This is a genomic window from Vibrio sp. OPT18 (genome assembly GCF_015163615.1).
GTDB classification, from domain to species: Bacteria; Pseudomonadota; Gammaproteobacteria; order Enterobacterales; family Vibrionaceae; genus Vibrio; species Vibrio coralliirubri.
On sequence record NZ_JADDYK010000081.1, the window covers coordinates 17,129 to 30,008 of the forward strand.

Annotated in this window: 13 protein-coding genes and 2 pseudogenes; 5 read left to right on the forward strand and 10 right to left on the reverse strand. The window is 43.2% G+C overall.

Annotated elements, in window-relative coordinates:
- Positions 1 to 11 precede the first annotated feature (11 nt).
- From IQQ51_RS20935 to IQQ51_RS20950, 4 genes are read left to right on the forward strand one after another with little or no spacing between them, the layout of a single operon-like run.
- Positions 12 to 923 (forward strand): sterol desaturase family protein, encoded by a 912-nt coding sequence (locus tag IQQ51_RS20935; RefSeq protein WP_086967786.1) that lies wholly within the window; start codon positions 12 to 14, stop codon positions 921 to 923.
- An 8-nt stretch (positions 924 to 931) separates the two neighbouring features.
- The gene (locus tag IQQ51_RS20940; protein WP_193842028.1) at positions 932 to 1,606 is read left to right on the forward strand and encodes a response regulator transcription factor; all 675 of its coding nucleotides are present in this window, start codon (positions 932 to 934) and stop codon (positions 1,604 to 1,606) included.
- Positions 1,603 to 2,955 carry a sensor histidine kinase gene (locus tag IQQ51_RS20945; RefSeq protein ID WP_228013092.1) on the forward strand — a complete coding sequence of 451 codons (1,353 nt, stop codon included), beginning with the start codon at positions 1,603 to 1,605 and terminating at the stop codon, positions 2,953 to 2,955. The genes IQQ51_RS20940 and IQQ51_RS20945 overlap by 4 nt, the downstream gene beginning before the upstream one ends.
- A gap of 27 nt (positions 2,956 to 2,982) precedes the next feature.
- A complete protein-coding gene (locus IQQ51_RS20950; RefSeq protein WP_164091092.1) occupies positions 2,983 to 3,135 on the forward strand; it encodes a hypothetical protein in 153 nt (50 codons plus the stop codon).
- A 110-nt stretch (positions 3,136 to 3,245) separates the two neighbouring features.
- Here IQQ51_RS20950 and IQQ51_RS20955 read toward each other — a convergent pair whose 3' ends face one another.
- The 4 genes and pseudogenes from IQQ51_RS20955 to IQQ51_RS20970 all read right to left on the reverse strand — a co-directional run.
- Positions 3,246 to 3,569 carry a DOPA 4,5-dioxygenase family protein gene (locus tag IQQ51_RS20955; RefSeq protein ID WP_017082518.1) on the reverse strand — a complete coding sequence of 108 codons (324 nt, stop codon included), beginning with the start codon at positions 3,567 to 3,569 and terminating at the stop codon, positions 3,246 to 3,248.
- Positions 3,570 to 3,735: 166 nt separating this feature from the next.
- Positions 3,736 to 4,500 (reverse strand): metal ABC transporter permease, encoded by a 765-nt coding sequence (locus tag IQQ51_RS20960; protein ID WP_265584332.1) that lies wholly within the window; start codon positions 4,498 to 4,500, stop codon positions 3,736 to 3,738.
- A gap of 31 nt (positions 4,501 to 4,531) precedes the next feature.
- Entirely contained in the window at positions 4,532 to 5,401 is an 870-nt protein-coding gene (locus IQQ51_RS20965; protein WP_193842029.1) for a metal ABC transporter solute-binding protein, Zn/Mn family, read from the reverse strand.
- Positions 5,394 to 6,195: pseudogene (locus IQQ51_RS20970) on the reverse strand (hypothetical protein); the annotation flags it as partial. The pseudogene IQQ51_RS20970 and the gene IQQ51_RS20965, both read right to left, overlap by 8 nt.
- A gap of 321 nt (positions 6,196 to 6,516) precedes the next feature.
- Here IQQ51_RS20970 and IQQ51_RS27905 point away from each other — a divergent pair.
- Positions 6,517 to 6,848 (forward strand): annotated as a pseudogene (locus IQQ51_RS27905) (transposase); the annotation flags it as partial.
- Between the two features lie 65 nt (positions 6,849 to 6,913).
- Here the strand turns inward: IQQ51_RS27905 and IQQ51_RS20980 are convergent.
- The 6 genes from IQQ51_RS20980 to IQQ51_RS21005 are packed head-to-tail and all read right to left on the reverse strand — an operon-like array spanning position 6,914 to position 12,741.
- The gene (locus IQQ51_RS20980) at positions 6,914 to 7,687 is read right to left on the reverse strand and encodes a hypothetical protein (protein WP_193842030.1); all 774 of its coding nucleotides are present in this window, start codon (positions 7,685 to 7,687) and stop codon (positions 6,914 to 6,916) included.
- A gap of 52 nt (positions 7,688 to 7,739) precedes the next feature.
- Complete coding sequence (locus tag IQQ51_RS20985) at positions 7,740 to 9,392, reverse strand: hypothetical protein (protein WP_193842031.1); 1,653 nt, start codon at positions 9,390 to 9,392, stop codon at positions 7,740 to 7,742.
- On the reverse strand, positions 9,392 to 10,945 hold the full coding sequence (locus tag IQQ51_RS20990; RefSeq protein ID WP_193842032.1) for an OmpA family protein: 1,554 nt from the start codon (positions 10,943 to 10,945) through the stop codon (positions 9,392 to 9,394). Before IQQ51_RS20990 ends, IQQ51_RS20985 begins: the two co-directional genes overlap by 1 nt.
- 59 nt (positions 10,946 to 11,004) lie before the next feature.
- Entirely contained in the window at positions 11,005 to 11,412 is a 408-nt protein-coding gene (locus tag IQQ51_RS20995; RefSeq protein WP_193842033.1) for a hypothetical protein, read from the reverse strand.
- A 44-nt stretch (positions 11,413 to 11,456) separates the two neighbouring features.
- Positions 11,457 to 12,479: a hypothetical protein gene (locus IQQ51_RS21000; protein ID WP_193842034.1), complete on the reverse strand. Its 1,023-nt coding sequence runs from the start codon at positions 12,477 to 12,479 to the stop codon at positions 11,457 to 11,459.
- On the reverse strand, positions 12,469 to 12,741 hold the full coding sequence (locus tag IQQ51_RS21005; RefSeq protein WP_193842035.1) for a hypothetical protein: 273 nt from the start codon (positions 12,739 to 12,741) through the stop codon (positions 12,469 to 12,471). Before IQQ51_RS21005 ends, IQQ51_RS21000 begins: the two co-directional genes overlap by 11 nt.
- Positions 12,742 to 12,880 lie beyond the last annotated feature (139 nt).

Here is a 12,880-nt window from a genome sequence, read left to right on the forward strand (position 1 = left end):
AGGATTAAGTTATGGATTTCACTATGGATAGCATTGGGAACTTTCTCTCTCAAACATTCACAGAAACAAGCATCATCCTTACCGAGACTTGGGTAGATGATAATTTTCTACTGCTTGCTTTGGCTCTGTTTATCTTTGAGCTTATCCGCTATGCCTTTAAGAAAAAGCTCAGCTGGAATATGTTGGGTGACAGCGCGACCAATTTAGTCACCTTGTTCTTCTTATTGGTTACTGTCTTCTTTGTCGGGTTAGCCTATGTTGGTGCTTTTGTTTACGCCTACGAGAATTTCAGCCTAACTCAACTGCCAATATCCGGCTGGACAATTCTTGGTTGCTTGATCTTGGCCGATCTTGCGTACTACTGGGAGCACCGATTCTTGCACAGTAATGGCTTAGCATGGGGAACACACTCAGTTCACCATAGCTCGCCTTACTTTAATATCTCGGTTGCTTACAGGTTTGGGCCTTTAGATTGGTTCTTTCCGTTCTTCTTTCACTTGCCGTTGATTCTGCTCGGCTTTAACCCGTTTGTGGTTCTGATGTGTGAAACTTTTGTTCAACTGTTTCAGACACTGCTGCACACTGAAACCGTTAAACGACTGCCCCGCCCTGTTGAAGCCGTGTTTAATACGCCTTCACACCACAGAGTGCATCATGCGACCAATAAGCAATACCTTGATAAGAACTATGCTGGCATCTTCATTATTTGGGACAAGATGTTCGGTACCTTCGCGAAAGAAGAGGAAGAAGTCAGATACGGCGTGTTCCCTAGAATCAACTCTGTGAACCCATTTAAGGTATATTTCCACGGCTACGTTAAACTGTGCCAACAGTTATGGCATGCGCCGAATTGGAACTACCGATTACAACTTCTTATCCAGCCGCCTATCTGGGCTTGGAAAAGAGAACGAGAAACAAAGTAAGGACACTTATGAGCATTAACGCCCTGTTGATTGAAGACGACAGCGACTTAGCAGAAGCCATTGCAGACTATATGGAACTCGACGGTTTCGAATTCGATTTTGCTTACAATGGCAGTGCGGGTCTCAACCTCGCTTTAGAGGGGCGTTATGACATCATCTTAACGGACATCAACATGCCCAAGATGGACGGGCTCGATGTCTGCCAATCTCTTCGCCAACAAGGCGTGACCACTCCTATTCTCATGTTAACGGCAAGAGACACGCTACAAGACAAAATCGCCGGGTTCGAGGTAGGTTCGGATGACTATCTAGTGAAGCCTTTTGCGATGGAAGAACTCAAAGTACGGTTGATGGCGTTAGTACGTCGTGCTCAAGGTTCTGTGACGTCGTTGTCTGTGGCAGACCTCAAACTGGACTTGGATAAACACCAAGCCATTAGAGACGGCAAGTTATTGAAGCTCTCCCCTGTATGTTGGCGAATGCTCGTGATGTTAGTAAGAAACAGCCCTAATGTGGTGAGCAAAGCCAAGCTTGAAGAGGCCTGGGAAGATGAAATGCCAAGCTCTGATAGCATGAAAGCACATTTGTTTAAGCTTCGACAAGTGGTTGATGCGCCCTTTGATTCAAAGCTTATCCACACGGTTCATGGCATTGGTGTTGTCTTACATAAGGAGCCATCATGAAACAAGTGACCATGAATCGAGTCAGTATCAAGCGCGACATCTACCTCTACCTGTTTGGCATCGTCGTATTACTCACAGCCATCTACAGTTTGATGGTGTCTCAGAGCTATCACATCGGTCTCAATGAATCGGCAAAATATGGATTCTTGTATGAGTTGGAAGTCGCAGAGCAACAATACATCGAAACAGGGCAACTGCCAGACTACCAAAACCCGACGTTCCAAGCCTTTCTAAGCTATTCAGAACTGCCCACTAAATTCCAACAAACTTTTGATTGGAAAGCATTTGATAACGATGCAATTTATGAACACTACGAGCTTTCATCGAACAGCGAGTCAGGTCAGTACCTCTACGCAGCCAAGCATCCGATATCAGGTAGCGAAGAAGCGCTATACATCATTTCGGAATACGATGAAGCCATCTACTTGAATCTATTCGAATTAAACCCGCCTGATTCCGTGAACCAAATTAACAACGCCTTCATCGCTATCGGTGCCCTTTTACTCTTGGTATTTTTGATCATTCGCCTACTGATACACCGAGTCACCAAACCGATTATTACCTTATCAAAATGGTCTGAATCTCTGGATGTGAACAACACTCAAGGACTGACTCAGTTTCGGTATAAAGAGATCGATCAGTTGGCTTCGCAACTGGTTAAAAGCGTACAAGGTGAACGCCAAGCCAATGAACGTGAGAGCTTTTTTTTAAGAGCAGCCAGCCACGAATTAAGAACCCCGATTGCCACCATTTCAGCCAGTGGCGATATGCTGGTTCGATTGTCTGAAAGCATTCCCAACAGCGGCCAACGAGCGGTAGCACGAATCCAACGTTCAGCCACCAGCATGAAAGCCTTGGTAACGACGCTGCTGTGGATGAGCCGCAATAGCGAGATAGAAACCAACTATGAACAAATCAAGCTAGAACCTTTGCTCGATAACATCATCGAAAGCCAACGTTACCTTCTCAAAAACAAAGAAGTAGAGATCCACACCAAGGTCGACCAAGGCGAGTACTCACTTCCCCGCGAGTTAACCGAGGTTGTGCTCACCAACTTGGTACGAAATGCATTCCAACACGGCGGTAGCGGAGATATCAGCATCACGCTTGCAGCAAACCAGTTTGAGGTAACCAATCGTTTGGAAGATGAAAACCTAGCAAACGACTCTGATCAACAAACCTCATTTGGAATCGGCCTGGAGCTTATTGATCGCGTTTGTCTGAACCAAGGTTGGCAGTTTACTCATGAAACCAACAACAATGAGTTCATCGTTAAAGTCATACTGTTGCGATTTTCTGAAAGGTTAATTGATGGTGACCAAAAGTTTACCTTGGCTTGGTTATGCTAGTCGCACAATCTAGTTAGGAGTTATGTTATGGGCACTTGGATATTAGAAACACTATTGTGGGCAGTGGTAACCGTGGCGGTTTGTGTCGCGATTTGGGGATTTAACTTACCTAATATCTTAATCGCACTGGGTGTGTCGGTAGCGGTATCACTGTTACTGGGGAATAGCTGGAGAAGCTAATTATTTAAGGAAGAACATAGTTCAAAACGTTAGTGAGTATTGGCACACCCGACAGCAGCGATATTAACTAAGTACGTTGATTAGGCACGTACTGTCGGGCGCGAATTAAATTAGCTACTTAGTGTTTCTTCAAAGACACCCAGTTCACGACCAAGCCATGTCGCACGTACTGTGTGATCTAGCGTTTCTTCACCGCCAGTCACAGGGTGAATCAACACCGACATATCACCGCGCTCTTGCTCAAGCCATTCAACAATACCCGACTCTTTGTTAGCAAAGTGAATCTCAAACATCGGCATCTTATGTGGACCAACCAAACGCTGTATTAATGGGAAAACCTCTAATACATCTTTACGTTCCGATAAAATTTTCTGACGCAGTGTTTCTGCCTGCTCTGCAAATCGCAGAGGGAAATAGATATGACCGTGGTACATGGCACCATCCTTTAGAATTATGATTTCGCGATTTTATACCTAAACCGCCTTTAATAGCTAAGTCTAAATATAATATGCCAGCGCTATCGGTTCTAAACAGAGAAAGCGCCATGGTCTTGTTAACGTCAGGTTCGTTGCCTCCAAGTTAAACCTTAGAGGCCTTTTCCTAACCACAAGCTCGTGTCGAACTATCAGTACAAGTGCTTCTAATCAACTTCATCACTATATTAAACATCACCCCCACCAAAAACAGCGTGATGACAATGCTGGCGCCACTTGGCAAGTCGTAATAAGCCGACACCGCTAAGCCCGATAAAATACCGACAGTGCCACCCCCAATACTCGCGATAAAGAAGCGAACGCCTTTATACGCAGCTGCACATAACGCAGGTATCACCAGTAACGCAAACTCCAAATATATCCCAGTCAGCTTTACGGTGATCGGCATCAATATAGCGAAGATAAGATAAAAACCACTACCCTGCATAAATTCAGGCTTTACGCTAATCAACACCAACATCGCGGTTGTGATTATTGCCAATGGCCAAACGTCATCCCAGGTAGACCACAACAGCTGCCCGTTGAGAATGCCTTGAATAAAATCGGCGCCATGAGGATCTTTGCTGACCAATAGAATCGCTAGTGAAGCCGATACCACAAACAAACTTCCTATCATTGGTTCTAAGTGTTGTTTGTAACGCTTTTCCATTAACGCAATTAATCCGCACAGCAACAATGACATGACCCACGGGCCAATCATCTCTGCAAACCAAGATCCGCTAAACAGTGCATATCGGCTCAGCCAATACTGGCTCAAAGCGGCGCCAAGGGCTGCCACTTGCGCGACAGCGAGATCAATAAAGATGATCTGGCGCTTGAGGACCTGCTCCCCAAGCACGATGTTGCCAACTAATGCTATTAATCCACACAATACTGCAGGTGCCAGCCATACTCATTCAACATTACGATCTCGTTGATGTGTCTGGGTTAACGAGCGTTCTCAGCAACTCATCAATGACTTGATCGTACATTTGATCAAGGCTCTGACCTTCTTCAACCGTCAATGGTAGCTGTATCGTAGGCTTGTTGATTTGCTGGTTAAGCCAATTAGCAGGACGCTGGTCTTGGTGTGATGAATATACAATCGCATCAAACGAAGCAGGATCCAACTTGGTCAATGATTGTAAATGTGACGTAGTCGGTGATATCCCTGGCTTAGGTTCTAAATCAGCAATTTGCGCCATATCTAACCAGTCAAAGAGGTAACGATATGTAGCATGACACCCGACTACTTTTTTACCTTGTAACGGCTTTGCTTTTGTTTCCCACTCTGCCAATTTATTACGCCAGTTGGCACGAAACTTCATGCCATTTCGCATGTAGATATGTGCATTGTCAGGATCAAGCAGTTGTAAACGCTTGGTGACTTCTCTCGATATAGGAATCATATATTCAGCAGCAAACTGAACATGTGGGTTTCCGTGAGCATGGATGTCTCCCATGCTTCGATCGACATGATCATGGGTATCAAGCATACCTACCATATCACTCGCGTATAACATGGTGGGCGCGCTATCTTGAACCGCAGGATTACCACTGCGTACTTGCAGCATTGGTAACCAGCCTACTTCTAATTCAGACCCTGAACACATTGCCATATCTGCTTGACGCATTTTGGCAATAAGTGATGGTCTTGCTTGAACATAGTGCGGGTCTTGCTTAGCCGTAGTCGCCGAATAGATGTTGGCATCAGGAGCGTGACTATGAACAAGAGCTTGCCATTCAGGCTCACAAACGAAAATATTCAACGCCATCGCAGGCGAAGATGCCATCTAACAGCATGTACTCAGCTGCAAGCGTGAAGTTTTGGTATTTGTAGTTACCGTTCGGAGCCCACTTCCATACAAAAATCAGCATCGTATAAGTTTGAGCCCGTAACCGCCGCACCGTGGCTATGATCGTGGTCATGCCCGTGATCATGGTCTCCAAACTCACGAACTTTACCGTTTTCATTTCGTAAGTAGCTCAAACCAAACTGCCAGCTTGATGACTCTGAAAAGTCGTCACCCAGCTTAAGAATTGTAGTGTAAACACCAACGTCAGAGCCATCATCAACAGACGACATCTTGCTACCACTTAACGCTTCAACGCCGAACTTCACATACAGATCTGTAGGAAGAACGATGTTTGCTCGAACACCATCATCGTAATAATGAGAGCCTAAGAATGTGCGGTAAGCGGCAGGACGTTCAACAAAGCTATCAGTATGCATATGTTGGTTATTCAGGTAACCAAAGTCTGATAGAAAACGACCACCTCGAATGCTTAAACCGTAAGGCATCGTCAGTGTTTCAATGAAAGCTTCTTCGAGCAGTAATTCAGTCTCATCATCGTGAGTTTCAATAACCGTAGTCAAAGAGCCATAAAACTTGTCATCAATATTCGCAGACATGTTCAGCTCTGTATGACCAAGACCAAAGCCTTCATCACGCTCCGAGTTATTACGTTGACCGTCTTGATAATAACCATCAAGAACAACGCCAATTTGAGGGTTTGACAACGTGTCGGCAAAAACAGGGGAAACGAGAATGCTACCAACCGCTAGAGAAACCAATTTTTTATTCACAACTTTTTCCTTTCTAAGATACATCACCAATTAACTTATTGTTACGTTATAACGTTTCAATAAATAGTTAATATTTGAGATGTAACAAAATATGAAGTCACTTTAGTAGCAAGGCAGAAAGAAGAATAAAAACCCTTAACAATCAACGGTATAAAAAATATAATAATTAGCAATGCGAATGATAGTGTGAAGGAGAGTCGTAACGGTATTTATCGAAAGGCTGATATAAAAAGGAAAGAATAGGTTGATTAGATGACACTGAAAATAGAGTTTGAGTTAACGTTGACCGTTAAAACAAACGCCTGTGACCCTTAATATTGTAACGTTAATATGGACTTAAAGACCACTTATATACTCGAAGCACAACTCAAAGAACCTTGGTATTGCGAATCAGAAGAGCATGCAATGGGCTATGAGTCACATGGTATGAGCAAGTACAAGAGTGTGTAATTAAGCCATTGAAAGAACTCGCACGAAAACTGCCTCCTTATCTTCACGGCATTATCGCATCGGCAAGTTATCCGCTAAACACCTGCACATTGGAAGATATAAACAACAAGATAAAGCTAATCAAGCGAATGGGATATCGGCATCGAGATACAGACTACTTCTTCTTGAAGACAATAGCGACTTTCCCAGGAAAGCCGCGATGAGCCAATAAAAAACGCCACATATTTATTAGATATGGCGTTCAATTTTATTTAATTCATTTCAAAAGCTAGTGGATACTACCCAATAGGTTCGGCTTACCAAATTGCTTTAAATCGACATTTGCATCGTTAAGCACCATTTTCCAGAACTTCTCTAGCTCAATCATAGACTTGGTTGAGTTATAGTTCTTTCCTCCATGGATAAAACCAGCACCAATAACATGAAACTCAGCTTGTTCAAAATTGCCTGCAAACCCTTGAATCTTGTACTTAGAGTAAGAAAGCTTAGCATCCGGGACTTTCACTCTGCCCCCACTATAGAACGATAATGTCGCTGAGTTTTCAAGCATGTCTGAAACGAGTAACACGATCTTTCGTTCAGCGGTAGAGCGCGAAATTAGATCATTACCAATAGTGAGGACTGTGCCTACAAGCTCAGTCGCTGGATACCCTTGATCCCCGTCATTGAATGAATTCTTAAGTGTTTGCTGAGCTTGACCCATTGCACCCGCTTGGCTTTTCAAGCATCGTTTCAGCTTTCGCAAACCCATCGCATTCATATCATCTTGAACGTTCGATAATGGGAGTTTTTCAAAGCGACCGGTAAAGGGAACGTTTGTATATTCACCAACCGCCATTGCACTAAAAGTCACAATGGTTACTTTATCTCCTGGGTGGCCGAAATTCGCCAACTGCGAAGCAACATTTTTCTTCATGTTGGTGTCAAGATGCACGGTCTGATCGACGATAACAAACAGTTCTCTATCAACCTCTGACGTACTGTATTCTGTGAGTTTCGCGTAGTCATAGCATGATGGTATGTCGTTTCGTTGGTACGCCATAGCACTACATACAGTACTTACGCTTATTATAACGATTAGGAACCTTAAGAGCTTACGCATTGCCAAGTGCCTCCTGCATGTAATCCTCTCGAAGGAACTGACGTTGTGCATCATCAAACTGAGAGCCATGTTCAGCTTCAAGCTCTTTAATTTTGCGCTCTGCATACTCTTCAGGCGTCTCACTCTGTGCAGCCTCAGCAGCACGCAGCGCGTCAAACTTCGCAAGTCTATCTAACATCGCTTGGTTCGACTTTTGTTTAATTTCTGTTTGCTTAATCTGAGCACTCAATTCGTTTTCTTGTTTAAGAGCTTCTACATCACTCAACAACTTCTCTTGATCAGCATTAGATTTAGCTTGGTCTAGTTCCACATCGCGATCTATCTGTTCCTTGTTGATCTCATTACGCTTTTCTATTAAATACTCAAGCTGAATATACGCTAGGAAAGTACGTTGACCGGAATTTTCAAGCAATGTGTTCACTTCATCGGTATGACTTATTTCATTCATACGATGTGCCATAATTTGCTGAAGTTTAGTAAGTGACTTTTGTGCTTGTACATCCACCGCTTCGCGTTTTGAAGCAAGGTAATCTAAGTAATCATCTTCCGTTTGGAAATCTTTAATAACGTGGTAACAATCTTCTGAATGCCCACCAACAAAACCTCGCGTAATTGCAGCCCACGTTGCGAATACTTGTAGGCCACAGAACATCACGCCTAACGTCCAGATGGTCATGATTGAGCCATCTTCAGTTGCCTGACAAATTTCACTTTTACCTTGATTAACCGCTTCAGTATTCTTTTGAGTAACAATTTGCGGTACATCGTCGTATAGCGCATCAACATTGCTTGCACCAAACTGTGGCATATCAGAACCTGAGCCAGCCGGAGAGCACAAAGTAGAATCTGTTGTAGCAACAATTTGAGACTGATAACGAACATAAGAAATCGACATAGCAATAATTGCGATCAAAGCAACGGTAGCAATCACCCAATGGTACTGTTTATGTGCTTTGCCGATTTTAAGGCGATTTAATTGCTTGATATAACCCGGCTCTTTTAAGTCTGATGGATCTTCGACTGAACCTACACCCACATCACGACGAACAACTAATGACTTAGAGCGCTTATCATCTTGCCACTGTTGACGAATACTATCGATAACCTTATTACGGTAAATCTGATGCCCCATTTGGTGAGTGAACAGTTCCAATAGTACCGCAAACATAATTGACACACCGTAGGCCATATATTTACGAACATTTTCACTCGCTGACATATCTAGAAAACCAGATAACGTATAAGCAAAACCAAATGCTTCGATTACCAACACACTGAATAGAAGAACCATCATAAACACTGTTAAGGGCTTACGATCTGACTCTCCAACCATCTCTAAGTACTCTTTACACTTACGATAATAACCTTTGTTTTTATCGCTTTTTGAGTAAATACTTTTCCAATCTTGACAAATTTGCTTTTCAGAATGAAACCAAACTGAGTCAGCAATACGATCGCTTTTTGAAAGCCTTGCAACCTTACCAAGAAGTGGGAAGCGCTGACGAAACCCAATCCAAAATAAGCCTATTTCGTATCTATATTTGTTCCATACTAGTGCAACCATAAAGGTTGAGATTGTTAAGCTGAGTAGGAATTTCCAATTAGCCATGAAAAACTGAGTCATATCCATTTGTTCTGTATCCACTAAATGATCGTTTTGAGTTCCATTACACGAGAGAATGTTGTTCCCTTCGAGTTATAAATTATTTCTGCATGCTCGGTATTTAAACTGCCTTTCGAATTAAATATCACGTCAGCACATTCAAACTTCGCTTTACTCGATGTCGGATAGATACGATAAAGCACCGTATCGTCACCTCGATAAGTTTCTACGGTATTCTGGTAGCTATAGTTAGGCTTTTGAGAGCTAGACTTATAGTCCTTAGTGAACATAATTTCAGGGTGCTTGGCCGCTTCAAAGGTCTCTTTCGCAATAAAGACCGGACCAAGAACCACCATGGTCTCATTGGCGCCAGTCGGCGATGTCGCTTTGCCATACCAATAATTACCAAACAATGTCGGTAAACCTTCTCCAATTGCAGGTTGGTAGTTAACATTACCTAACGACTTTATCGTAGACTCCGCTTTAGGTTCGGAAAAACCACAAGACTGAATCATGGAATTATCAGCCGCATAAGCTTTAGGAAATAAGCTCAAAGAATCGTCAATATAATTACCGAGACGTGATGAAATCAGCCTACCCGAAGCCCCTCCATCAAGAGGCTGCCCATAAAGGTTCAACGCATTTTGATCTTTAACATTGGTTTTTTTAACCGGTGCTTTTGCAATGCTTTGTTTTGTTTTATTAGCCACTACTGGCTTTGGCTTAGGGACATTTGTTCCCTCTTTTTCCGCCTTATCTTTAGCCACAGCAATTTCTTTTTGTTTAGCTTTATATGCAAGCGCTTCTGGCGTCATTACATTTTCAATACGCTGTTTTTTACTTTTCGAAACCTGTAAAACTTGCTCCAAAGACGCAGCACTTTTCGCTACATCATCAACAAATACATCCACGAGCTCAAAGCGACGGTTTTTCGAACGACCTTCTGCTGATTCGTTGGGTGCTATTGGTTGGTTTTCACCCACCCCTTCATAGAAAATACGATTTTTCTCCAACCCTAATTGATTCAAACGTTGGGCAATATAGTAAGCTCGCTTTTCAGACAAACGTTGGTTCATCGATGCAGAGCCAGAGCTATCGGTATGACCTACAACGTATACTTTTGATTTACGGTCCAGCGTCTTCACATATTGCGCTAAGAAAGAATCAAGCTGCGTGCGAATCTTCGGATCAGAGATTTGTGAAGCTCCAGATCGAAACATCGGCTTATCTGTCGTTAACGCGACTTGTGAAGCAATCACGTCTTCTTCTGCATCAACACTAAAGGTTGGCTTACCGTCACTCATTTGCAGGCGCTCGAACTCAGGTTTAAAACCGTTTGCCTCCGCTTGTTTAGCTAGCTCTTCCTCACGTTGATCCATGTAGTAACCAACGCCACAACCTACGATCAAACCAGCTGCGGCACCGACTGCTGCATATTTAAGATCGCCCTTTCCGGCGATAAGCCCACCGACAGTACCTACCGCAGCTCCCCAAGCGCACCCTAAAACAGTATTCGTTGTACTTGCACAGCCTGAAGTCCCTAAAGCCATGGATACGCAAACTGTTAAACTTAGGGTTTTTGTCCTTTTATCCATTTAGTTTTCCTAACTTCCAACCTGAGTTTAATAAGCTTTTTGACATATTCTATTAACCACTACAATGGTGATATATGGCTATCCGCTCTCCGGCGAGAGCTGTTACACTTAGATGCAAACTCCAAACTCTTATCGCGTTGGCGTTCACTAATAGAAGTGACCCTCTGATATTCTTCCTTATCCTCTAAGCACTCCTCTCTCTTATCTTCCAAACGAGAATGGTAACCAGCATATTCTCCAATGAGCTTTTTCATCTCATTGAAATGACGTAGCCTCTCTTCACTTGTTTCTAGGTACTGAGTCGATATGCATTCAAATTGTTTAGCCTGTTCAAGCATTGGTAGCATATGGATCTGCCTTATTCTACGACCCGCATCATCCGACCATATTGCTGAAAGCTCTTGTGTTTGCTCGTTAAAATACTGGACAGATAAAGCAAGCTTTAACAATTCGTCTTCTAAATCCATGTGTGTGCGTTGGTAAAACGCAGTATCAAATGTAGGCTGCATAGTTATCCCAAAAAGACTGGTGCATCGAACACCGTCAACAGGTTTATTTTGTTATATAACGCGTATCGAACCTTATAGAATTCATAAGCCAACTCATCCTGAACTTGCTCATTGTTTCTCAGAGTCATTAAGGCTACATTGCTACATTGCTGTAACTCTCTTTGACAGCTTAACTGACTATAGACACAGTCCTCGATAGCTTTAAGTACTTCATCCATTTGCTCCAATATCAGCCTCTCACGTTCAAGTACGTATTTGGCATTGAGCGTATTGGATTTGGAATCTTCAGCATTTGATAGTGAAGAAAAAGAATGTCGAACGGCTACATTCATGTCAGAAACAGCGTGCTGACTTCCTGTAACTTGTCGTTGAGCTTTCTGTAATTCCAATCTCGCGCTTTGTAGTTCTCGCCTCGCACTGGCTTCTGCAGCTCTAGCAGATTGCAACCTGCTATAAGCTCTATCCATAGCCGCCCGTTCGGCATGAGCTGGGTTTTGACGATATTCATAAACATCATTGCCTTTAGAGTCTCTGCCCACGTGAACACGTATTCTCTGTGCTCGAGCGATATCATAAGCTGATCTAGCCGATGAATAGTCGCTCTCCGCCCAAGCGACTTCTTGTTCAGCATTTTGAAGTTCTGCTTCGGCAGACCTAACGCGTGATATAGCTCGGTCTTCCCATGCGTTAGCCAAAGCAAGTTGATTCTGCCAATAAGATTGATGCGTTTGAGATTGGCTTAGCGACGTTTCAGCTTGAGCTAGCTCTTCTTCTCGCTCACCTAACGTAGATAGAGTTGAACGATAGCGGCGATGGTGATCATCCCAACGTTCTCTATGATCATTCATCAGTTGTTCATAGAGCGTTCCGAAACGATGGACGTCATTGTCCAAACGATTACTGTGTTCAAGACCGTAAGCCTCTGTGATCATAAGAACTTTACGAACTTCATCCGTTAACGAACCGAGAGATTGGGATAGAAACGCATACTCTTCTAGCTGTGCAATTAACCACTTAGGTTGCATGCGCATCTCCTCTCTCTTTTAATTCAGAAGTGTCTCTCGAACATTGCATCATCAATTTCTCCAATACCTGTTGGTATTCTAAAACTTGACCTGCAAGTATTTGAAACTGCATATCAGCTTCTTCAGCACCTTGGCCTTGATAACTCTCTTGCAACACTGTCCAGCTCGTTCGCAGCTCATGATAAGCTTGCTCCAAGTTTTTTAGGCTGCGTTGAGAACGCGTATCTAAGGTTTCTAGGACTGCAAGTGACGGACTATTCATGAAGGTATGTCCTCAATACATGCATGCGATACTCCAAACCTGATTTCAGGCCTGGGATTAACGTATGAGTGAGGTTATTCGTAACAACATCAAGCTCTGCAGATAGAGAACGATAGGAATTAGCCTTATCCGGAGGCAA

Coding starts and splice junctions, on each gene's coding strand:
- IQQ51_RS20935 (WP_086967786.1), top strand. CDS start 12: ATGGATTTCACTATGGATAGCATTGGGAACTTTCTCTCTCAAACATTC.
- IQQ51_RS20940 (WP_193842028.1), top strand. CDS start 932: ATGAGCATTAACGCCCTGTTGATTGAAGACGACAGCGACTTAGCAGAA.
- IQQ51_RS20945 (WP_228013092.1), top strand. CDS start 1,603: ATGAAACAAGTGACCATGAATCGAGTCAGTATCAAGCGCGACATCTAC.
- IQQ51_RS20950 (WP_164091092.1), top strand. CDS start 2,983: ATGGGCACTTGGATATTAGAAACACTATTGTGGGCAGTGGTAACCGTG.
- IQQ51_RS20955 (WP_017082518.1), bottom strand. CDS start 3,569: ATGTACCACGGTCATATCTATTTCCCTCTGCGATTTGCAGAGCAGGCA.
- IQQ51_RS20965 (WP_193842029.1), bottom strand. CDS start 5,401: ATGGCATCTTCGCCTGCGATGGCGTTGAATATTTTCGTTTGTGAGCCT.
- IQQ51_RS20980 (WP_193842030.1), bottom strand. CDS start 7,687: ATGGCGTACCAACGAAACGACATACCATCATGCTATGACTACGCGAAA.
- IQQ51_RS20990 (WP_193842032.1), bottom strand. CDS start 10,945: ATGGATAAAAGGACAAAAACCCTAAGTTTAACAGTTTGCGTATCCATG.
- IQQ51_RS20995 (WP_193842033.1), bottom strand. CDS start 11,412: ATGGATTTAGAAGACGAATTGTTAAAGCTTGCTTTATCTGTCCAGTAT.
- IQQ51_RS21000 (WP_193842034.1), bottom strand. CDS start 12,479: ATGCAACCTAAGTGGTTAATTGCACAGCTAGAAGAGTATGCGTTTCTA.
- IQQ51_RS21005 (WP_193842035.1), bottom strand. CDS start 12,741: ATGAATAGTCCGTCACTTGCAGTCCTAGAAACCTTAGATACGCGTTCT.